This window comes from Streptomyces sp. NPDC048442 (assembly GCF_040651475.1).
Taxonomy (GTDB): domain Bacteria; phylum Actinomycetota; class Actinomycetes; order Streptomycetales; family Streptomycetaceae; genus Streptomyces.
In genome coordinates, this window is the sequence record NZ_JBEZKB010000055.1 from 1 (window position 1) to 21,653 (window position 21,653).

Genomic DNA, 21,653 nt, shown 5'->3' on the forward strand with positions numbered 1-21,653 from the left:
CCAGATGTGGAAGCCCGGTAACGGGTGGAGCTGACTGGTACTAATAGGCCGAGGGCTTGTCCTCAGTTGCTCGCGTCCACTGTGTTAGTTCTGAAATAACGAACGGCTGTGTCGTCATCCAGTGTTCAAATTTCATAGTGTTTCGGTGGTCATAGCGTTAGGGAAACGCCCGGTTACATTCCGAACCCGGAAGCTAAGCCTTTCCGCGCCGATGGTACTGCAGGGGGGACCCTGTGGGAGAGTAGGACGCCGCCGAACAATTATTGTGGGATTGCCCCGCACCAGGAAACTGGTGCGGGGCTTTTCTGCGTTCAAGGGCCTTTTCCGGCGTTGTCTGAGTGGATTCCTTTCGGGGACCGCTTTGACGGGCAACGCTAGAGGCGGCCGGCTGCCTTGAGAGCGAGATAGGCGTCGGCAAGGGCGGGAGCCAGGTTGTCAGGGGTGGCGTCCACGACGGAGACTCCGTGGCGCTTGAGCTTCTCTGCGGTTCGTTGGCGTTGTTCCTGGGCCTGTGCGCCGGCTGCGGCTTCGTAGACAGACTCGGCCGAGCCCCGGGCAGCGGTCATTTCCACAATGCGGGGATCGGCCACCGAAGCGACGAGGACCGTGTGGCGTTGGGTGAGCTGAGAGAGGACGGGCAGAAGGCCCTCTTCTACCGGAGCAGCTTCGAGACTGGTCAGGATGACGACGAGAGACCGGCGGGGAGCACAGGCCAGAGCCGTAGCAGTGAGGCCGCGGGTGTCGGTTTCGACCAGCTCCGGTTCCAGCGAGGCCATGGCGTTGACCAGGGCGGGCAGGAGCTCGCCTGCCGATCGGCCCTGGACCTGGGCGCGCGTACGGCGGTCGTAGGCAAGGAGGTCCACCCGGTCACCGGCACGTGAAGCCAGGGCTGCCAGGAGCAGGGCTGCATCCATGGAGGCGTCAAGGCGGGGGACATAGCCCACGCGGCCTGCTGAGGTGCGGCCGGTGTCCAGGACCAACAGGATGTGGCGGTCGCGTTCAGGGCGCCAGGTGCGGACCGCGACCTTGTTCTGGCGGGCGGTTGCGCGCCAGTCGATGGAACGGGTGTCGTCGCCAGGCACGTAATCCCGGAGGCTGTCGAACTCCGTGCCCTCGCCGCGGGTCAACAGGCTGGTGCGGCCGTCAAGTTCACGTAGCCGGGCCAGCTTGGAAGGCAGGTGCTTCCGGCTGGTGAACGGAGGCAGGACGCGCACGGTCCACGGGACCTCGTGGCTGCCCTGACGGGTGGCCAGACCCAGGGGTCCGTACGAGCGGACGGTGATGCGCTGCGCCTGGCGATCGCCTCGGCGGGTGGGACGCAACACCGTGGTGAGACGGCGGCGTTCGCCGGACGGAATCGTCACCGTGTGGCGGGAGGCGGCGAACTCGGTGCCTGGATTCCAGCTACTGGGCGGCCAGGCGTCGCGGAACTGGGCGCGCAGGCGGCGCGGAGCAGGGTTGGTGACGGCGAGCTGGACTGTGGCGGTTTCTCCGAGTCGAACGGATGTGTCACCGGTTCGGGTGAATTGGAGCTTTCGCACTGGCGCGGCGAGAGCGTAGTCGCACAGAATTGCGAGTGTGAGGGGTGCGTTCACCGCGAGGATCCCCGCCCAGTTCGGCGCGAGGATGCCGACTGGGAGGGAGCCGAGGGCCGCGAGCAGTGCGGTTCGTCCGGTGAGGGCCATGGTCGCCGGCTCAGCGGGGGACGGGGACGTGGGCGAGGACGGAGGTGATGACGGAGTCGGGGGTGACACCCTCCATCTCTGCTTCTGGGCGAAGTTGGATGCGGTGGCGGAGTGTGGGGAGGGCCAGCGCCTTCACGTCGTCGGGGATGACGTAGTCCCTGCCGGTGAGCCAGGCCCAGGCGCGGGCGGTGGAGAGCAGAGCGGTGGCGCCTCGCGGGGAGACGCCGAGAGTCAGCGAGGGGGATTCACGGGTGGCACGGCAGATATCGACGACATAGCCGGTGATCTCGGGCGACACCGAGGTCTTGGCGACGGCGGACCGGGCGGCTTCCAGGTCCGCGGGGCCGGCGACGGGACGTACGCCCGCTGCTTCGAGGTCCCGGGGATTGAAGCCTTCCGCGTGCCGGGTCAGGACGCTGATCTCGTCCTGACGATCGGGTAGAGGGACGGTGAGCTTCAGGAGGAAGCGGTCCAGCTGGGCTTCGGGGAGAGGGTAGGTGCCCTCGTACTCGACCGGGTTCTGGGTCGCGGCGACCAGGAAGGGGTCGGGCAGGAGGCGAGGGACGCCGTCGACGGTGACCTGGCGTTCTTCCATCGCTTCGAGAAGAGAGGCCTGGGTCTTGGGCGGCGTGCGGTTGATTTCGTCGGCGAGGAGGAGGTTGGTGAAGACCGGGCCGGGCCGGAAGGAGAACTCGGCGGTGCGGGCGTCGTAGACCAGGGAGCCGGTGACGTCGCTGGGCATCAGGTCGGGGGTGAACTGGACGCGCTTGGTGTCGAGTTCGAGGGACGCGGCCAGGGCACGTACCAGCAGGGTCTTGGCGACGCCGGGGACTCCTTCGAGGAGGACGTGGCCGCGGCAGAGGAGGGCGACGACGAGGCCGGTGACCGCCGGGTCCTGGCCGACCACGGCCTTGGCGATCTCGGCACGCAGGGCCTCAAGGGAGGCGCGGGCGCTGTCGGGGGTCTCGGCGGGGATCTCTGCGGGCTGGGCGCTCATGAGGCGCGGACCTCTCTTTCGAGGGCGTCGAGTTCGTCTGCCAGGCGGACGAGGCCGGCGTTGTCGGACGGGGTGGGGCCGAAGAGGAGGGAGTTGAGATCTCTGGCGGTGTGGGGGAGGCGGGAGGAGACGGCCGGGAGGAGAGTGGCCGGTGAGTGGGAGAGGGCGGACGGGACACCCAGGAGGGAGGCGAGGCGGGTGCGGGTGGCGGTGCGCAGAGCCGAGGCGGCCCGGTCACGGGCGTTGGCCTTGAGGTAGAGGCGGGCGCGACCTTCTGTGGTCTCGGAGGCGCGGACGGCGACGGGCAGACGTTCGGTCACGAGGGGGCCGAGGCGTCGGGCACGCCACAGGGCGGCGAGCACGGCGGCCAGGGCGAGTTGGAGAGTTCCCCAGAGCCAGCCGGGCGGGACGTGGGAGAGGAAATCGTTGGTGGTGTCGCCACTGGAGTGGGGTTCGCCGTCGGGGCCGGTGGCATTGCTCGCTGACGGGTCGTCGAGGGAGGGGAGGTACCAGACCAGATGGGGTCGGGAGCCGAGGAGTTGGAGGGTGAGCGAGGCATTTCCCTGTTGGGCGAGACGCTCGTTGTGGAGAGGGTCGGGGGCGCCGAGGAGGACCGTGTCGCCGGCGGTGGGGGCGCTGAGGCGAAGCAGGGAGGGGCGGCCTTCGACGGGGTAACAGGCGTCGTGAGGTGCGTCGGTGGTGTATCGGAAGCCGCCGAGTTCCGCGGCGCCGGCGGTGGTTGCCGCGGGCAGGGTGCAGCGGGGTTCGCGGGCGGTGACGGGTGCCGATGTCGGCGCGGTGCGTACGCCTGGGGCGAGAGTGGGGACCGAAGGGCTTCCTGCGGCGACAAGGACGGTACGGCCGCCGGAGGTGACGGTGGCGTGGTGGAGCTGGGTCTGCTGGGACCGGGTGAGGAGGTTCGGGGAGGTGACGAGGAGGGTCGTGTCGGAGCCGGTGGCAGAGGTGGCTTCGGCGAGGGTGGTGACGACGCGGGTGGAGACGCCGCGGTCCTTGAGGAGTTCGGCGACGGCGCGGCTGCCCTGGGGGTCGGCGGAGCGGGGGTCGAGCCGGCCGTGCTGCTCGCCGGACTGGAGCAAGGCGATGACGAAGCCCGCGGTGAGGAGGACGCCGAGGACGAGGAGCAGGCCGCGGGTGCGCTTCCACACCTGGAGGGGAGTGGGGGAGACCGAGGTGGAGGGCGGGGCCGGGGTGCTGGTCATTCGGCAGCTCCGGTGGGCGCGGAGATGCCGGCCAGGGACGGCTTCGTACGGTCCAGGTCCAGGTCCAGTTCGCGCAGGCGCAGGTATGCGGGCTCGTCGGCGGTGCGGTCGCCGTATGTGACGTCGTCGAAGGAGCGGGCGGCGGCGTGCAGGCGTTCGGCGTGGCCGGGCAGAGTGCGGCCGGCGTCGGCGGCGGCCTCGTCGGCGGTGCGGCCGGGGCGTGGGTCGAGGAGGGTGCGTTCTTCGAGGGAGCGGACGATGGCGCGCATCCGTTCCTGGACTGCCGGGTTCCAGCGGCGGGCGGAGGCGTGTGCCTCGGCGGCGGTGCGGTGTTCGGCGGCGCTGCGCGGGCCGTCGTCGAAGAGGGAGGCGGGGGAGGCGGGGGTACGGCTCGGGGTACCGAGCCGCCACCACAGGCCGAGGATCAGCAGGGCGGCGACCACGAGGATGACGACCAGGCCGAGCGTGCCTCCGGGCGTTGCTCCGGAGGCCGCGTCGAAGAGGTTGCCGATCCACTCCCAGAGGCGGTCGAGGGCGCGCTGGAGGAGGTTGGGGTCGTTCTCGTGGTACATCGGGTGGGACAGTTCGCGCTCCGCGGCCTCGCGGGCCGGGATGCGCGGGATGTCCACGGGAGGGTCGTCGGCCGTGCGTACCCGCAGCAGCGTCGTGGCAGTGTCCCCCGTCACCGACACCGGTGCATCAGCTCCTTGGAGTCTGGTCGGTGGGCTGTTCGGTGCCGTGTCCGGGGAGGCCGGCAGCGCGGGCGAGATCCAGGTCGAGGGCTTCGCGGCGGATGCGCTGGTCGATGTAGAGCAGAACTGTCACCCCGGCGGTGAGCGGGTAGGTGATGGAGGAGGCGATCACCGCTCCGATGCTGTTGATGATCAGGAAGCCCCAGCCGAAGTTCGGGTCGGCGCCCTTGAGGAGGTTGCCGATGCCGTCGCCGTCGACGAGCACGGCGATGAAGCCGAAGAACATCCCGATGATCAACGCCACGACGAAGGTCAGGAGCATCGTCAGCAGCATGATGCCGAAGACCCGCCACCAGGCACCCCGGACCAGCTTCGCCGAGCGGCGCAGGGACTGGACGATGCCCTGACGCTCCAGCATCAGCGCCGGGGGAGCGAGGAAGAAGCGGACAATCAGCCAGATGGCGACGACGAGCGTCGCGAGCCCGCCGAGTGCGGCGAGTACCGCACCGCCGGCGGAGCCGATCAGGATGCCCGGCACCAGACCCACGGCCATGATCGCGATGGCGCCGAGGGGGAACAGCAGGGTGAGGCCGAGCAGCGGGACCAGCCGGGGCCTGGCCTCGCGCCATGCGTCGGCGAGAGTCACCGGGCGGCCGAGCACGGACCGGCTGACCACGATGGTGAGCAGCGCCGTCGTGAAGAGCGTGCCGATGAGGCCGATCAAGGTGCTCGGGCCCAAGCTGATCAGGGTGCTCTGCAGCGACTCGCCGAGTTGGCGCGCGGCCTCCGTCGGGTCGGCGTTCGGGTCGACGGTGATCGGTTCGGGCAGCAGATAGCGCTGGGCCAGGACCTCCGCGATCTGCATGAGGACCGCGATGGTGACCGTCACGCCGAGCACCGTGCGCCAGTGGGCACGCATCGTGGACACGGCGCCGTCGAGGATGTCGCCGACGCCGAGCGGGCGGAGCGGGATCACGCCCGGCTTGGCGGCGGGCGGCAGGCCGCCCCAGCCGCCGGGGCCCGGGGGCGTACCCCAACCGCCGGCCTGCTGCGCACCGTTCCAGCCCTGCCGGGGCGGGGTCTGGGCGTGACTGCGCGGCGCAGCGGTGCCCGGCGCGGACCACTGGCCTGCGGGGGGCTGTTCCTTCGACCACTTCGAGGCGGGTGCCTGGCCGGCGGGCCGCTCGTCGGCAGGCTCGGAGGTCCCGGAGCTCTCCGGGGGACGGCCGTCGGAGGGGGCGGGTCCGGGCGAGGCCCAGCCCGGAGAGTCATTCATCGTCGCTCCTTCACGGTGCCCGTCCGCGTGTGCGGCGGCAGGTTGGCAGCCATCGTGCCATGGGAGGTGCACCGGCGGACCGGCCCCCGTATGCGCTCTCTCCCCTCGGCACCTTCAATTGTCGGTGCTGTACGGGGCAGACTGGGCGGATGGCTGATCAGGACGCACACAGCACGGTGGGCGCAGAACCGTCCGCACTGCCCTCGCTGCGATGGGAGGAGCCGCCCGAGGGGCCGGTGCTGGTGCTCCTCGACCAGACCCGGTTGCCGGCGGAAGAAGTGGAGCTGGTCTGTACGGACGTGCCCGCCCTCGTGCAGGCGATACAGACCCTGGCGGTACGGGGCGCCCCGCTGCTCGGCATCGCCGGTGCGTACGGGGTGGCGCTCGCCGCCAGACGCGGGTTCGACGTGGACGACGCGGCTGCGCTGCTGGCGGGCGCGCGGCCCACCGCGGTCAACCTCGGATACGGAGTGCGGTGGGCGGTCGGGGCGTACCGGGCGGCGCTGGAGAAGGGGGTGGGGGACGAGGGAGCTGCCGCGGCGGCGCTGGATGCCGCCAGGGAGCTGCACCGGGCGGACGCCGAGGCCAGTGCGGCGATGGCCGGGCACGGGCTTGCGTTCCTCGACGAGCTGCTGCCCGGCGGCAGTCATCGCATCCTGACCCACTGCAACACCGGGGCGCTGGTCTCCGGCGGCGAGGGCACGGCGTTCGCCGTGGCCCTGGCGGCGCACCGGGCGGGGCGGCTGCGGCGGCTGTGGGTGGACGAGACGCGGCCGCTGCTGCAGGGGGCGCGGCTCACCGCGTACGAGGCGGCGCGCAATTCGATGGCGTACACCCTGCTCACGGACAACGCGGCGGGTTCGCTGTTCGCGGCGGGCGAGGTGGACGCGGTGCTGATCGGGGCGGACCGGATCGCGGCCGACGGTTCGGTGGCGAACAAGGTGGGGAGCTATCCGCTCGCGGTGCTGGCCAAGTACCACCACGTGCCGTTCCTCGTGGTCGCGCCGTTGACCACGGTGGATCTGGACACGGCGGACGGGGCGGCCATCGAGGTGGAGCAGCGGTCCGGGCTGGAAGTGACGGAATTCACCGCGGGGTCCTTGGCGACGGGTGCGGAAGGAGGCGGCGGACTGGCGGTGGCACCGCTCGGGACGCAGGCGTACAACCCGGCCTTCGACGTGACGCCACCGGATCTGGTGACGGCGATCGTCACCGAGGAGGGCGTCGTTTCACCGGTGACCGGGGCCGCTCTCGCGGAGCTGTGTGCCAGGTCACGACGGGCAACGATGAGCTAATGGGATGATGGCGTTTATGAAAGGTCGCGTTCTTGTAGTTGACGACGACACCGCACTCGCCGAGATGCTCGGCATTGTGTTGCGTGGAGAAGGTTTTGAGCCGTCGTTCGTCGCCGACGGTGACAAAGCGCTGGCTGCGTTCAGGGAGGCCAAGCCGGACCTGGTACTGCTGGACCTCATGCTGCCCGGAAGGGACGGCATTGAGGTGTGCCGGCTGATCCGGGCCGAGTCCGGAGTGCCGATCGTCATGCTCACGGCGAAGAGCGACACCGTCGATGTGGTGGTCGGGCTGGAGTCCGGCGCCGACGACTACATCGTCAAACCGTTCAAGCCCAAGGAGCTCGTCGCCCGGATCCGGGCGAGGCTGAGGAGGTCGGAGGAGCCCGCGCCGGAACAGCTGGCCATCGGTGACCTGGTCATCGACGTGGCCGGTCACTCGGTGAAGCGGGAGGGGCAGTCGATCGCACTGACCCCGCTGGAGTTCGACCTGCTGGTCGCACTGGCCCGCAAGCCCTGGCAGGTGTTCACCCGCGAGGTGCTGCTGGAGCAGGTCTGGGGGTACCGGCATGCCGCGGACACCCGGCTGGTCAATGTCCATGTGCAGCGGCTGCGGTCCAAGGTCGAGAGGGACCCGGAGCGGCCGGAGATCGTCGTGACCGTGCGCGGTGTCGGCTACAAGGCCGGACCGAGCTGACATGAACCGAGGCAGCGCTGCTCCGAAGCCCGGGGAGCCGGGAGGCCGTACGGAGCGGGCTGCAGGACCGGGGCCCGGACCTGGGTCCGACTCGGGAGCCGGTCCTGGACCCGGTGCTTCCGGTCGTCCCGGGCGTCGTACGTCCCGGGCCGGCCGGCTGCTCCAGGGCGGCCGGCTGCTCCAGGGCGGCCGGCTGCTCCAGGACGGGGCGCCCGGCGGTCCTGTGCTGCGTCTCGTCGTACGGCTGGTGCGGCGCCCGCTGCTGCCGGCCGTACGGCTGTGGCGGCGCAACATCCAGCTGCGGGTGGTTGCCGCCACCCTGCTGATGTCGCTCGGTGTGGTGCTGCTGCTCGGCTTCGTCGTCATCAGCGCCGTGAAGAACGGGCTGCTCAACTCGAAGGTGGAGGCGGCACAGAACCAGGCCCGCGGCGGTTTCGCCGCGGCCCAGGAGCGGGCCAGCGCCCCTGCGGACCAGGGCAGCCAGGAGGGCGAGAGCCCCGACCACAAGTCCGACCGCCGCAATGCCGCGAACTGGCGCTCCGACCTGGTGGAACAGCTCGCCAGCGGTGGCCAGAAGGCCTTCAACGTGGTGGCGCTCAGCGCCGCGTCCGACGAGGAGACCAGCCAGCCAGGACCGCGCGCCTCGGGTGGTGTCGACCCTCTGTCGAGTGTGCCGCAGGACATGCGCGACGCTGTCGACGAGGGCACCGAGGCGAACCAGCGGTACGTACGGATCGTCTACAGCAACGACGCGCAGCCGTCAGAGCCCGGCCTGATCGTGGGCAAGCGGCTGAACGACGTGAGCGGGCAGCCGTACCAGCTCTACTACCTCTTCCCGCTGGCACAGGAGGAGGCTTCGCTCAAGGTCGTCAAGAACACGCTGACGACCGCCGGGCTGTTCGTGGTCGTCCTGCTCGGGGCCATCGCCTGGCTGGTGGTACGGCAGGTGGTCACGCCCGTCCGGATGGCCGCCGGGGTTGCGGAGAGGCTCTCCGCGGGTCGCCTCCAGGAGCGCATGAAGGTCACCGGTGAGGACGACATCGCGCGCCTCGGCGAGGCCTTCAACAAGATGGCGCAGAACCTGCAGCTGAAGATCCAGCAGCTGGAGGACCTCTCGCGGATGCAGCGGCGGTTCGTTTCCGACGTGTCGCACGAGCTGCGGACACCGCTGACGACGGTACGGATGGCTGCCGACGTCATCCATGACGGCAAGGAAGACTTCGACCCCGTGACGGCCCGCTCGGCGGAGCTGCTGGTCGGACAGATCGATCGTTTTGAGTCATTGCTCGCCGACCTGCTGGAGATCAGCCGCTTCGATGCCGGCGCCGCGGCCCTGGAGGCCGAGCCGATAGATCTGCGCGAGGTCGTACGACGTGTGATCGACGCGGCGGAGCCCCTGGCCGAGCGCAAGGGAAGCATCGTCCGGGTGGTCGGGGACGAGCAGCCCGTGGTGGTCGAGGCCGATGCCCGGCGGGTCGAGCGAGTGCTGCGCAACCTCCTCGTCAACGCCGTAGAGCACGGCGAGGGACGGGACGTGGTGGTACGGCTGGGAGCGGCCGGCGGCGCTGTCGCCGTCGCCGTACGGGACTACGGCGTGGGGCTGAAGCCCGGCGAGGCGACCCGGGTGTTCAGCCGCTTCTGGCGGGCGGACCCGGCACGCGCGCGCACCACAGGCGGCACCGGGCTCGGCCTGTCGATCGCCGTGGAGGACGCCCGGCTGCACGGCGGGTGGCTCCAGGCCTGGGGCGAGCCGGGCGGCGGATCGCAGTTCCGGCTGACCCTGCCTCGCACCGTCGACGAGCCGTTGCGCGGATCGCCGATACCGCTGGAGCCGGAGGACTCGCGGCGCGCGCGTGCGCGCGTGGCGGAGGCGGCGCGGGCGGGAGCCGGTTCGCGCAGCGGAAACACCCGGCTCGCCACCGTTCCCGTACAGCCGGCGGGAGAACGGAAGTCCGGACCGATATCCCCGCCCCGGTTGGCCGCCTCCCCTGCCGCGGACCCGACGGCGCTGCCCGGCAGCGGTGCACGGGTGGTGTCCCGGCGGCCGGGTGACGAGCCGCGGGACGGTCACGGCGACGGCGGCCACAGTGACGGCGGCGGCGACGGCAACAGTGACGGCGGAAGTGGCGACAGCAGCGGCAGCGACCGCAACGGCAGCGGTGGCTACGGCGGAGACGGCCGCGCGACGGGCAAGGGCGCGCCGCAGGACATGGACCGGGAGGACATTCCGCGTGGGCGTTGAGCATCGTGGCAGCGGCAGGACCGGTGACAGCGGCAGGAGCGACGGCATTGGCAGGAGCGACGGCATTGGCAGAGGTGGCGGCATCGGCAGAGGTGGCGGCCGGGAGCGTGGCCGGAAACTGACGGTTCTCGTGGTGGCCGCCGGGTTGCTGCTGACCGCCGCGGGCTGCGGGTCGATGCCCGACCACGGGGACGTACGCGAGGTCAAGGGCCCCCAGGCGGTCGACTCCCAGGTGCGGGTCTACAGCGTGCCGCCGCGCTCCGGGGCCAGGCCGGACGAGATCGTCGAAGGATTCCTGGAGGCGATGAAGAGCGATGACCCCGGATTCGACACCGCCCGTAAGTACCTGACCAAGAGCGCCTCGAAAGAGTGGAATCCGAGCGAGGCCACCGCGGTCCTGGACGAAGGCCCGAGCAGGGAGGAGCCGTCGGTCCGGGACAACAGGGCGACGTACGTACTCGCCGGACGGCAGGTCGCGCTCCTCGACAAGCAGAGCGCCTACCAGCCCGCCAAGAAGCAGTACAGCGAGAAGCTCCACCTGATCAGGGAGAAGGGTCCCGACAAGAAGCCGGACAGCGGCGAGTGGCGCATCCAAACACCGCCGAAGGGGCTGGTGCTCGGTGAGTCCGACTTCCAGCGCATCTTCCGGTCCGTCAACAAGTACTACTTCGCGTCGGACTCGGCGACCTACGATCCCAAGGAACGGTGGCTCGTCGCCGATCCCGTGTACGTACGCAAGCGGACCGACCCGCAGACCCGGCTGGACCCGGTGGCACAGGCGGTCAAGGCCCTGCTGGACGGGCCGTCCGACTGGCTGAAGAACGTGGTCAGTTCGCGCTTCCCCACCGGCGCCGCCCTCAAGGGCGGCGTCAAGGCGCTGACGATCGGCGACCAGAACTCGCTCAAGGTGCCGCTCAACGCGAAGGCGACGAACGTCAATCCCAAGGGCTGCCTGGAAATGGCAGCCCAACTGCTGTTCACGCTCCGGGACCTGACGTCCACGTCGAGGCTCGAACAGGTGGAGATCGAGGACAGTGAGGAGTCCCAGCAGTGCGTACTCACCGGTGACAAGGCCGGTGCGTACGCCCCGGGCGGCAGTACCAGAACCCCCGACTTCCAGTACTTCCTGGACGACAAGCAGCGTCTGACACGGATCCCCAACGACGCCAACGACGTGGACACCAATGAGGCGAAGCCCGTCCCGGGGGCGCTCGGCGGGAGTGGTCTGCAACTGAAGTCGGTCGGTGTGTCGCGGGACGAGAGATACGCCGCGGGAGTGTCGGCCGACGGGCACCGCCTGCAGGTCGCCCCGCTGGCGGCCGGCAGCGGCACGCCCAGCACGCTGTACACCAGCAGGGCCAAGACCAAGGAACCGCTCTCCGCACCCAGTTGGGGCAGCCGCAACGACCTGTGGATCGCGGACCGGGATCCGAAGGCGAGGCGACTGCTGCGCATGGTGGACGGCACCGGAAAGCCCGAAGAGATCACGGTCGACGGCCTCGACGGCGCGTACATCGACTCGCTGCGGGTGTCGGCCGACGGAGTGCGCATCGCGCTGCTGGTGGTCGACGAGAAGCACCGCAAGACGCTGCGGGTGGGCCGGATCGAGCGCCGCGGAGCGGGGGAGGACAGCACGGTCGAGGTCGTCGGACTGCGGTCCGGCGCACCGCAGATGGAGCAGGTGACCGCCATGTCCTGGGCCGGCCACAGCAGGCTGGTCGTGGTGGGCCGGGAGAAGGACGGGGTGCAGCAGATGCGGTACGTCCAGACCGACGGCTCGACATCGGCGGCGGGGCTGCTGCCCGGCGCCAACCAGGTGACGGCCGTCGCCGCGTCGGACGTCGATCGGTTCCCGCTGCTGGCGCAGTCGCAGGAGGACGGCGTTCTCCGTCTGTACCCGGGGGCCAACTGGAAGACGGTGGCGCGGGAGGGGTCGCTTCCGGTCTATCCGGGGTAGCGGATCGGGGCCCCGACTCCCTGTTTTCCACAGGGAGTTGAGGGCCTTCGGCAGGTTTTCCACAGGGGTGGCGGGGTCTTCGGCGCCGTGGGCACAGTGGAGGCATGCGAGAACTACGGGGATGGTGGCGGGAATTCGCCGGTCTGGTGCTGCCGGTGGCCTGTGGAGGCTGCGGCAGGCCGCGCGCACCGTCGGGAGTGTGTGAGGCATGCGCGGGCGCGCTGTACGGGGGCCGGCCGGGGCGGGTGCGGCCCGCGCCGGAACCGCCGGGGCTGCCCGCCGTCCATGCGGCGGCGCGGTACGAGGACGCGCCGCGGGCGGTGCTGCTCGCGCACAAGGAACGGGGCGCTCTGGGGCTGGCGCGGCCGCTCGGGGCGGCGTTGGCGGGGGCGGTACGCAGCGCGGTGCGCGGCTCTGCCCGAGGCGGCGTGGGCGGGGCTGCGGGCGCCGTGGGCGGGACAGCGGACGGCGTGGACGAGGCAGTGGATGGTGTGGGCGGGGCTGCGGACCGCGTGACGAGTGGGGCGGGGGTGGCGTATCCCCGGCCCGGATGGGTACACGGTCCGGCAGTGGACGCGATACAGGAGCTGGTGCTGGTGCCCGTGCCGTCCGCGCGGCGTTCGGTCGGCGCGCGGGGGCACGATGCGGCGCGGCGGATCGCGCGGGCGGCCGCCGCCGAGCTGCGCCGTACCGGCACGCCGGCCAGGGTCGCGCCGGTGCTGCGGCAGCGGCGCACGGTGGACGACCAGGCGGGCCTGAGCGCCCGGGAGCGGCTGGTGAACCTGTCCGGGGCCCTGGAGGTGGTGGCGGGCGGTCGCAGGCTGCTGGCGGGCGGCCGGGTGGTCCTGGTGGACGACCTGATGACCACGGGTGCGTCGCTCGTGGAGGCGGCCAGAGCGCTCGCGGCACCGGACGGATTACCGGAACGCGCCGTACGGGGACGCCGAGTGCCGGGGTGGGGATCGACGGGGCGAAGACCTGGGAATACCCGAATCCGGGGTCCGGTCGCTGCGGTTGTCGCGGCCCCGCCGATATCTTTCGAAATAAACTGGAACTGAACGGGAACTTGCATCGTTGCAGGTAGTGAGAGGGAAAAACCACCTGAACGGAGGTACGCACCGGTAGCGGGTGCCATCACCCGGCCGGGCGGGCTATGTTCGGAAGTGAGGAATAGCGGTCGCTGTGCCTCACTTATTGCACTGCCGTGCTTCAGGTTTTCCCTCGCACCCCGAGAATTCGGGGGTGTGGATCTTCCCGACGGGGGAGGAGGAGGTGAAGTCGCCAAGTCCGAGACTTCGGGACTGACCGGAGTCTGGTGCAAGAGGGAGACGCTCCGCCAGTGAGCGGAGCAATCCGGGAACGGAGTTCTGCGTGGACATCGTCGTCAAGGGCCGCAAGACAGAGGTACCCGAGCGGTTCCGCAAGCACGTGGCGGAGAAGCTCAAGCTGGAGAGGATCCAGAAGCTCGACGGCAAGGTGATCAGCCTCGACGTGGAGGTGTCCAAGGAGCCGAATCCGAGGCAGGCGGACCGCTCGGACCGTGTGGAGATCACGGTTCACGGGCGAGGGCCCGTCATCAGGGCAGAAGCGTCGGCGGGCGACGCGTACGCGGCGCTCGACCTGGCGACCGGCAAGCTGGAGGCGCGGCTGCGCAAGCAGCACGACAAGCGCCACACCCGCCGCGGCACCGGCCGCCTGTCCGCCGCAGAGGTCGGCGCGACGGTGCCCGATGCGGCGGTCATCGACGGAGACGGCCGACTCGCCGTGGACCACGCCGAGGCGGACACGTCCGTACCCACGAAGAAGATCGGTTCGCTCGAAGTACAGGGCGACGGACCGCTGGTGGTCCGCGAGAAGACCCACGTCGCCGCACCCATGTCGCTCGACCAGGCGCTCTACGAGATGGAGCTGGTTGGGCACGACTTCTACCTCTTCGTCGACGCGGAGACGAAGGAGCCCAGTGTCGTCTACCGGCGGCATGCGTACGACTACGGAGTCATCCACCTGAACACGGACCCGCTGGCCGAGTCCGAAATCGGCGGTGCGGGTGGCGCACTCGGCGGCTGACCGTCCGAGCGGCGGCGCCCCGCGCGCCGTACCACCTGGTGATGGTGCCCCCGGAGAGCGTGTGTGCCTCCGGGGGCACCCTCGTGTGCGTCCTGAAGAGGCCGCTCCGTCGCACGGGCATGGAATCATGTCACCGCAAGTCAAGAGGTGCTCTGCGGACTGTGGTTGGCGCAGCACATGAACTTCGGGCCATGGTCTCAGGGGCCTCAGGGGGAGGAACGATGGCGGACAGCTTCGGTCCGGTGCAGAGCGGCGGCCATGCCCGCGGCGCCGACCGCGTCGCCGATGCCGATACGGACACGGACGTGGGCGGGTCCCGCAAGGAGCCGATCAGGGTTCTCGTGGTGGACGACCACGCGCTCTTCCGGCGGGGGCTGGAGATCGTTCTCGCCCAGGAGGAGGACATCCAGGTCGTCGGTGAGGCCGGGGACGGGGCGGAGGCCGTGGACAAGGCGGCCGATCTGCTGCCGGACATCGTGCTGATGGACGTACGGATGCCCAAGCGGGGCGGGATCGAGGCATGCACCGCGATCAAGGAGGTGGCCCCCAGCGCCAAGATCATCATGCTGACGATCAGCGACGAGGAGGCCGACCTCTACGACGCGATCAAGGCCGGTGCCACGGGATATCTGCTGAAGGAGATCTCGACGGACGAGGTCTCCACGGCGATCCGGGCGGTGGCGGACGGGCAGTCGCAGATCAGCCCGTCGATGGCGTCGAAGCTGCTGACGGAGTTCAAGTCGATGATCCAGCGCTCCGACGAGCGGAGGCTGGTGCCGGCGCCCCGGCTCACGGACCGGGAACTGGAAGTGCTGAAGCTGGTCGCCACCGGGATGAACAACCGGGACATCGCCAAGGAGCTGTTCATCTCGGAGAACACCGTGAAGAACCATGTGCGCAACATCCTGGAGAAGCTGCAGCTGCACTCCCGGATGGAGGCCGTGGTCTACGCGATGCGCGAGAAGATCCTCGAAATCCGCTGACCCCGGCGACTGTTGACCCCGGCGCCCGTTGACTCCGCGGCTAGCCGAGCTCCTGCCGCAGGGGTTGGTGCAGTTCGGCGGGGGTGGTGCGGTCCACCCGTACCTCTGTGCAGCCGACCCAGGAGGCCGCTTCCCACAGGGCCTTCGCCATGGCGGGGACGGCCTTCGGGGATTCCAGGGAGACCTGACGGGCGATCAGCGTGGTGCCCTCCCGTGCCGGGTCCGCGCGTCCGAGCAGCCGGCCGCCCGAGAGCAGCGGCATCGCGAAGTACCCGTGGATGCGCTTCGGTTTGGGGACGTACGCCTCCAGGCGGTGCGTGAAGCCGAAGATGCGCTCCGTGCGCGGGCGGTCCCAGATCAGGGAGTCGAAGGGCGACAAAAGCGTCGTGCGGTGCCGGCCGCGCGGGGCGGTGGCCAGGGCCTCGGGATCCGCCCAGGCGGGCTTCCCCCAGTCCTCGACCTCGACCGGAACCAGGCCTGAGTCCGCGATCACCGCGTCCACCTGGGCGTTTTTCAGCCGGTGGTAGTCGGAGATGTCCTCCCGGGTGCCGACGCCCAGTGAGCGGCCCGCGAGGGCGACCAGCCGCCGTACGCACTCGGAGTCGGTCAGGTCGTCGTGCTGGAACTCGGCGGGGACCGCGCGCTCGGCCAGGTCGTACACCCGCTTCCAGCCGCGCCGCCGGGTGCAGACCACGTCGCCGTACATCAGGGCACGCTCGACGGCGACCTTGGACTCCGACCAGTCCCACCACTCCCCGCCGTTCTTCGCGCCGCCCAACTCCGTTGCCGTGAGGGCGCCTTCGGCGCGGAGCTGCTTGATCACCCGCTCGTACGCGCCCGCCGTCAGCTCGTGGGACCACTGTGGGCGCGAGCGGTAGGCGCGGCGGCGGAAGGCGAAGTGCGGCCACTCCTCGACGGGGAGGATGCAGGCGGCGTGCGACCAGTACTCGAAGGCGTGCGCCGCCTCGGAGTCGGGAGACCAGTACGCGGACTCGACCTTCCGGCGGTCCACCGCGCCCAGCCGGGCGTACGGAATGAGCTCGTGCGAGCGGGCCAGTACGGAGATTGTGTCGAGCTGCACAGCGCCCAGGTGCCGCAGCACACCCCGCACCCCTGCGCGGCGGTCCGGCGCACCCATAAAACCCTGCGCGCGCAAGGAGATCCGGCGTGCTTCGTCGGCGGAGAGAGCGACGGCTGGGGGCGGCTGGAAGGTCATGTCGAAAGACTAGAGGGCGGCACTGACATCGGACTTCGGCGCCCGGCTCGCGGGCGGGAGGTACGGATGCAGGCCGGGCAGGCCCAGGTCCGAGGGGAGCAGCGAGCCGACCCAGGCGTCGCGTGCGGTGCCCTGGTGGACCATGGCGGCACGCTGCGTGCCCTCCATGGTGAAGCCGAGCTTCCGGGCGACGGCGCGCGACGGCTCGTTGCCGACCTCGGCCCGCCAGAGCAGCCGGTCGAGGGCGTGGGTGGCGAAGGTCCAGCGGATCACCTCCGTCGCCGCCTCGGTGAGGTAACCGCGTCCTCTATGAGGCTTCGCCGTCCAGTAGCCGAGTTCCCAGGTGCCGGGCAGCAGGTGCAGGGCGACGCCGACCGCGGCGAGCAGCGGGCCGCCGCCGCGCGGGCGCACCGCAAGGTGGAAGCCGGTGCCGGTGCGCAGGCCCTCGCCGGAGATCTGCTCGACGAAGAAGACGGCGTCCCTGTGCTCGTACGGCGAAGGGAGGGTCGTCCAGCGAAGGATGTCCGGGTCCTGGACGGTGCGCAGCACTTCGTCCGTGTCGTCGACGGCGAAGGGCCGCAGTTCGAGGCGCTCGGTGGTCAGCACGAAGGGTTCCATGAACAGATTGTGGTCGGGGAAAGGGGTGTGGGCGAACACTTTTCGAGTGGTGCCCGGCACCTTCGGTGCATGCCGTGCGTTCAACTTGTACGCGTGCCGTGCGTGCACCTTGTGGATGCCGGTGTGCCTTCGTAGTGACGGACTTCCCGAGGCGGCTGAGTCCTCGCTTACGATGGCCGTTGCGGTGGGGCCCGCCTGCCGTGCCCGCGCCAAAGTCAGTACCGACCAGAAGTCACACCGACCCAGTGCACAGGCCCGACCGGCAAGGAGACCAGCCTCAGTGTCCGTCTTCAACAAGCTCATGCGTGCAGGCGAAGGCAAGATCCTGCGCAAACTGCACCGCATCGCGGACCAGGTCAACTCCATCGAAGAGGACTTCGTCAACCTCTCCGACGCCGAGTTGCGCGCCCTGACCGACGAGTACAAGCAGCGGTACGCCGACGGCGAGAGCCTCGACGACCTGATGCCCGAGGCCTTCGCGACCGTCCGCGAGGCGGCCAAGCGGGTCCTCGGCCAGCGTCACTACGACGTCCAGATGATGGGCGGCGCCGCCCTGCACCTCGGGTACGTCGCCGAGATGAAGACCGGTGAGGGCAAGACCCTCGTCGGCACGCTGCCCGCGTACCTCAACGCCCTTTCGGGCAAGGGCGTGCACCTGATCACGACGAACGACTACCTGGCGGAGCGCGACTCCGAGCTGATGGGCCGGGTGCACAAGTTCCTCGGTCTGGAAGTCGGCTGCATCATCGCCAACATGTCGCCCGCCGAGCGCCGCGCGCAGTACGCCTGCGACATCACGTACGGCACGAACAACGAGTTCGGCTTCGACTACCTCCGCGACAACATGGCGTGGTCCCAGGACGAGCTCGTCCAGCGCGGCCACAACTTCGCGATCGTCGACGAGGTCGACTCGATCCTGGTCGACGAGGCGCGTACGCCGCTGATCATCTCGGGTCCGGCCGACCAGGCCACCAAGTGGTACGGCGACTTCGCCAAGCTGGTCACCCGCCTCAAGAAGGGCGAGCCGGGCAACCCGCTGAAGGGCATCGAGGAGACCGGCGACTACGAGGTCGACGAGAAGAAGCGCACCGTCGCCATCCACGAGCCGGGCGTCTCCAAGGTCGAGGACTGGCTCGGTATCGACAACCTCTATGAGGCGGTCAACACGCCGCTCGTCGGTTACCTCAACAACGCCATCAAGGCCAAGGAGCTCTTCAAGAAGGACAAGGACTACGTCGTCATCGACGGCGAAGTCATGATCGTCGACGAGCACACCGGCCGTGTGCTGGCCGGCCGCCGCTACAACGAGGGCATGCACCAGGCGATCGAGGCGAAGGAAGGGGTGGACATCAAGGACGAGAACCAGACCCTTGCCACGATCACCCTGCAGAACTTCTTCCGCCTCTACGACGGTCTGTCCGGCATGACCGGTACGGCGATGACCGAGGCCGCCGAGTTCCACCAGATCTACAAGCTGGGCGTCGTACCGATCCCGACCAACCGGGACATGGTCCGTATCGACCAGTCCGACCTGATCTACCGCACCGAGGTCGCCAAGTTCGCGGCGGTCGTCGACGACATCGTCGAGAAGCACGAGAAGGGCCAGCCGATCCTGGTCGGCACCACCTCGGTCGAGAAGTCCGAGTACCTCTCGCAGCAGCTCGCCAAGCGCGGTGTGCAGCACGAGGTGCTCAACGCCAAGCAGCACGACCGTGAGGCGCCGATCATCGCCCAGGCCGGCCGCAAGGGTGCCGTCACCGTCGCCACGAACATGGCCGGCCGCGGTACGGACATCAAGCTCGGCGGCAACCCCGACGACCTCGCCGAGGCGGAGCTGCGCCAGCAGGGCCTCGACCCGGAGGAGCACATCGAGGAGTGGGCCGCCGCGCTGCCCGCCGCCCTGGAGAAGGCCGAGCTCGCCGTCAAGGCCGAGCACGACGAGGTCAAGGCGCTCGGCGGGCTGTACGTGCTGGGCACCGAGCGGCACGAGTCGCGCCGTATCGACAACCAGCTGCGCGGCCGCTCCGGCCGTCAGGGCGACCCGGGCGAGTCCCGGTTCTACCTGTCGCTCGGCGACGACCTCATGAGGCTGTTCAAGGCCGCGATGGTCGAGCGCGTCATGGCGATGGCCAACGTTCCCGACGACGTACCGATCGAGAACAAGATGGTGACCCGTGCGATCGCGTCCGCGCAGTCGCAGGTCGAGCAGCAGAACTTCGAGACCCGCAAGAACGTCCTGAAGTACGACGAGGTGCTCAACCGGCAGCGCGAGGTCATCTACGGCGAGCGCCGCCGCGTCCTGAAGGGCGAGGACCTGCATGAGCAGATCCGGCACTTCATGGACGACACGATCGACGCGTACATCCAGGCGGAGACCGTCGAGGGCTTCTCCGAGGAGTGGGACCTGGACCGCCTGTGGAGCGCGTTCAAGCAGCTCTACCCGGTGAAGATCACCGTCGAGGACCTGGAGGACGCGGCGGGCGACCGCGCCGGGATCACTTCGGAGTTCATCTCGGAGTCCGTCAAGGACGACATCTACGAGCAGTACGAGGACCGCGAGAAGCAGCTCGGCTCGGAGATCATGCGCGAGCTGGAGCGGCGCGTGGTGCTGTCCGTGCTGGACCGCAAGTGGCGCGAGCACCTCTATGAGATGGACTACCTCCAGGAGGGCATCGGCCTTCGTGCCATGGCGCAGAAGGACCCGCTGGTCGAGTACCAGCGCGAGGGCTTCGACATGTTCAACGCCATGATGGACGGCATCAAGGAGGAGTCCGTCGGCTACCTGTTCAACCTGGAGGTCCAGGTCGAGCAGCAGGTCGAGGAGGTTCCGGTGAAGGACGCCAGTCCTTCGCTGACCAAGGAGGACGCGGTGCCCGCAGGCGTCGCGCGTCCGGAGATCCATGCCAAGGGTCTCGAAGCGCCGCAGCGGCCGGACCGGCTGCACTTCTCCGCGCCCACCGTGGACGGTGAGGGCGGGGTCGTCGAGGGCGACTTCGAGAACATGGCCGACGGGCCGACCCGCTCGGAGTCGGACGGGATGACCCGCGCCGAGCGCCGCAAGGCGCAGAAGAGCACGGGCGGGCGCCGCCGGAAGAAGTAGTTCCGCGGGCTCTGCAGTTCCGCAGGCTCTGCAGTTCCGGCAGCTCGGTAGCTCCGCCGGTTCGTACGGTTCGGGCGCGCATCCCTTGCGGGGTGTGCGCCCGGGCGCGTTTCAGGGGCCGTCGGGCTCGTGTCAGACCCCTGCCGGTACGCGCTCGCCGCCGAGCTCGATGGCCGTGCAGCGCCAGCGTCGGTCGGCGCTCTGTTCCAGGCGGAAGGCCATCGCGCGGAGCTGCTCGCCGGCCCCGATCCTGGCGAAGGCCTCGATGACGTCGGGCCGGGGCCGGAAGCCGCCGCAGCTGCGTACGACGGGGCGGATGCCCCTGGTGCGGAACGGGGTCCGCGGCGCGAGCTCCAGCAACTGGTCGTACGCCTCCCTGAACATCAGGTTGAGCATGCTGTGTGCGGGGCGCTCGCCGCTCAGCACGGCGAGCAGGCGCTCCGCGAACTGGTGCTGCGGGGTCGCCGGGACACGCTGCCTGCGCACGGCCGTGGCGGGGCTCTGGCGGCCGGGGCCGCTGGAGTCGCCGCGGGTGCTGCCGGGCCGCGTCGTCGTCCTGTTCATGCTGATCGCCCCGCTCTGCCTGGCCGGTGGGATACCGGACGGTAACTTTCTGCTTGGGGATCTTGTACGGGGTCACCGGGCAGCCGGGCAAGGGGCGCGCGCGGCATCCGCGGGAGAGCCGGCAAATCACCTATCAGAGTGGCTCGGGGCCCGGTGGCGCGTGCGGGCGTGGGGGGCGCGCGGCGCAGGGTGGACGGGAACGAGGGGGTACCGCCGCCCCGATGGGGGACCCGGAACGTATCCTTGAGGCCCTGTCGGGGGGCCCTTTCGGCCGGCGAAGCGCCCGTCCCGAAGAGCTCCACGACCCGACGACCCCGATGAGAAGAGCGGCAGTCATGCGCGTCTACGTACCCCTGACCCTTCCCGGTCTCGCAGCGGCGTACAAGGCCGGTGAGCTGGCACCCGGCCCGTTCGTCGCGTACGCGGTGACACCGGGGCTGCGCGAGTGGTACGTCTCGGACGACATCGAGGAGCTGGAGTACGCGGCGCTCGGCCGGGCGGCAGCGGCCTCGCTGCGACTGGTGGCGGGGGACCCGGCGGCCGAGCGGCGCCGGGTCGTGCTCGCCGTCGACGTGGCGGACGGCGCGGTGACCGCGGACCCGGAGGGACGCGGCATGGAAGCCGGGGCGATCGGTGAGGTGCGGGTCGAGGGATCCGTACCGGCGAAGAGGTTCGGGGCGGTGCACGCGGACGCCGACGACGCCAAGGACGACGTGAGCGCCGCCGCGGCGGCGCTGGGGGCGGCGGACCTCGGGGACGATGACGCACAGTTCACGGTGGACGGGGCGGAGGACCACGAGCTGCTGTGGTTCGGGGTGCAGGAGATTCCCGGACTGATTGGCTGACCTCCGTTCGCCCCGGCCGGGGCGAACGGTCAGGCCGGACCGGGAGGACCTGGGACGACCTGGTGTTTTTCATCCGGGCGACTGTCTTGTCAGACCCTGTGGGTACCGTTCTTTCATGAGGACGCACCTGGTCTGGGACTGGAACGGCACACTGCTCGACGACATCCGCGCGGTCGTCGGGGCGACCAACGCCGCCTTCGAG

17 protein-coding genes, 1 rRNA gene and 1 pseudogene are annotated in these 21,653 nt (G+C 70.0%); 11 read left to right on the top strand and 8 right to left on the bottom strand.

What is annotated here, in order from left to right; translation table 11 throughout:
* Window positions 1-141: 141 nt before the first annotated feature.
* Window positions 142-258 (top strand): 5S ribosomal RNA (gene rrf / locus AB0D18_RS40410).
* 116 nt (window positions 259-374) lie between these two features.
* Here the strand turns inward: rrf and AB0D18_RS40415 are convergent.
* The 5 genes from AB0D18_RS40415 to AB0D18_RS40435 are packed head-to-tail and all read right to left on the bottom strand — an operon-like array spanning window position 375 to window position 5,870.
* Window positions 375-1,685: a DUF58 domain-containing protein gene (locus AB0D18_RS40415; protein ID WP_362430708.1), complete on the bottom strand. Its 1,311-nt coding sequence runs from the start codon at window positions 1,683-1,685 to the stop codon at window positions 375-377.
* A gap of 10 nt (window positions 1,686-1,695) precedes the next feature.
* Window positions 1,696-2,682 carry a MoxR family ATPase gene (locus AB0D18_RS40420; protein ID WP_362430709.1) on the bottom strand — a complete coding sequence of 329 codons (987 nt, stop codon included), beginning with the start codon at window positions 2,680-2,682 and terminating at the stop codon, window positions 1,696-1,698.
* Window positions 2,679-3,902: a DUF4350 domain-containing protein gene (locus AB0D18_RS40425; RefSeq protein ID WP_362430710.1), complete on the bottom strand. Its 1,224-nt coding sequence runs from the start codon at window positions 3,900-3,902 to the stop codon at window positions 2,679-2,681. Before AB0D18_RS40425 ends, AB0D18_RS40420 begins: the two co-directional genes overlap by 4 nt.
* Window positions 3,899-4,594, bottom strand: a complete 696-nt coding sequence (locus tag AB0D18_RS40430) for a DUF4129 domain-containing protein (protein WP_362430711.1) — start codon at window positions 4,592-4,594, stop codon at window positions 3,899-3,901. Before AB0D18_RS40430 ends, AB0D18_RS40425 begins: the two co-directional genes overlap by 4 nt.
* 7 nt (window positions 4,595-4,601) lie before the next feature.
* Window positions 4,602-5,870, bottom strand: a complete 1,269-nt coding sequence (locus AB0D18_RS40435; RefSeq protein WP_362430712.1) for a glycerophosphoryl diester phosphodiesterase membrane domain-containing protein — start codon at window positions 5,868-5,870, stop codon at window positions 4,602-4,604.
* 149 nt (window positions 5,871-6,019) lie between these two features.
* On the opposite strand from AB0D18_RS40435, the gene mtnA reads away from it, so the two are divergent.
* From mtnA to AB0D18_RS40470, 7 genes are all read left to right on the top strand, one after another.
* The gene (gene mtnA / locus AB0D18_RS40440) at window positions 6,020-7,165 is read left to right on the top strand and encodes an S-methyl-5-thioribose-1-phosphate isomerase (RefSeq protein WP_362430713.1); all 1,146 of its coding nucleotides are present in this window, start codon (window positions 6,020-6,022) and stop codon (window positions 7,163-7,165) included.
* A 4-nt stretch (window positions 7,166-7,169) separates the two neighbouring features.
* A complete protein-coding gene (gene mtrA / locus AB0D18_RS40445) occupies window positions 7,170-7,859 on the top strand; it encodes a two-component system response regulator MtrA (protein WP_362430714.1) in 690 nt (229 codons plus the stop codon).
* A gap of 1 nt (window position 7,860) precedes the next feature.
* Window positions 7,861-10,101 carry an MtrAB system histidine kinase MtrB gene (mtrB, locus tag AB0D18_RS40450; RefSeq protein WP_362430715.1) on the top strand — a complete coding sequence of 747 codons (2,241 nt, stop codon included), beginning with the start codon at window positions 7,861-7,863 and terminating at the stop codon, window positions 10,099-10,101.
* Window positions 10,091-12,058, top strand: coding sequence for an LpqB family beta-propeller domain-containing protein (locus tag AB0D18_RS40455; protein ID WP_362430716.1), 1,968 nt, complete (start codon window positions 10,091-10,093; stop codon window positions 12,056-12,058). The genes mtrB and AB0D18_RS40455 overlap by 11 nt, the downstream gene beginning before the upstream one ends.
* Window positions 12,059-12,162: 104 nt before the next feature.
* Complete coding sequence (locus AB0D18_RS40460) at window positions 12,163-13,116, top strand: ComF family protein (RefSeq protein ID WP_362430717.1); 954 nt, start codon at window positions 12,163-12,165, stop codon at window positions 13,114-13,116.
* Window positions 13,117-13,429: 313 nt separating this feature from the next.
* A complete protein-coding gene (raiA, locus tag AB0D18_RS40465; RefSeq protein ID WP_362430718.1) occupies window positions 13,430-14,125 on the top strand; it encodes a ribosome-associated translation inhibitor RaiA in 696 nt (231 codons plus the stop codon).
* A gap of 221 nt (window positions 14,126-14,346) precedes the next feature.
* Window positions 14,347-15,108, top strand: a complete 762-nt coding sequence (locus AB0D18_RS40470; RefSeq protein WP_362430719.1) for a response regulator transcription factor — start codon at window positions 14,347-14,349, stop codon at window positions 15,106-15,108.
* A gap of 40 nt (window positions 15,109-15,148) precedes the next feature.
* Here the strand turns inward: AB0D18_RS40470 and AB0D18_RS40475 are convergent, their stop codons facing one another.
* Entirely contained in the window at window positions 15,149-16,324 is a 1,176-nt protein-coding gene (locus AB0D18_RS40475) for a crosslink repair DNA glycosylase YcaQ family protein (protein ID WP_362430720.1), read from the bottom strand.
* Between the two features lie 9 nt (window positions 16,325-16,333).
* Complete coding sequence (locus tag AB0D18_RS40480; RefSeq protein ID WP_362430721.1) at window positions 16,334-16,942, bottom strand: GNAT family N-acetyltransferase; 609 nt, start codon at window positions 16,940-16,942, stop codon at window positions 16,334-16,336.
* Between the two features lie 280 nt (window positions 16,943-17,222).
* Between AB0D18_RS40480 and secA the strand changes: the two genes are divergently transcribed.
* Window positions 17,223-20,042, top strand: coding sequence for a preprotein translocase subunit SecA (gene secA, locus AB0D18_RS40485; RefSeq protein ID WP_362430722.1), 2,820 nt, complete (start codon window positions 17,223-17,225; stop codon window positions 20,040-20,042).
* A 132-nt stretch (window positions 20,043-20,174) separates the two neighbouring features.
* Here secA and AB0D18_RS40490 read toward each other — a convergent pair whose 3' ends face one another.
* Window positions 20,175-20,606: an Rv3235 family protein gene (locus AB0D18_RS40490; protein ID WP_362430723.1), complete on the bottom strand. Its 432-nt coding sequence runs from the start codon at window positions 20,604-20,606 to the stop codon at window positions 20,175-20,177.
* A gap of 335 nt (window positions 20,607-20,941) precedes the next feature.
* On the opposite strand from AB0D18_RS40490, the gene AB0D18_RS40495 reads away from it, so the two are divergent.
* Entirely contained in the window at window positions 20,942-21,451 is a 510-nt protein-coding gene (locus AB0D18_RS40495; protein ID WP_362430724.1) for a hypothetical protein, read from the top strand.
* 115 nt (window positions 21,452-21,566) lie between these two features.
* Window positions 21,567-21,653, top strand: a pseudogene (locus AB0D18_RS40500) (HAD family hydrolase); the annotation flags it as partial.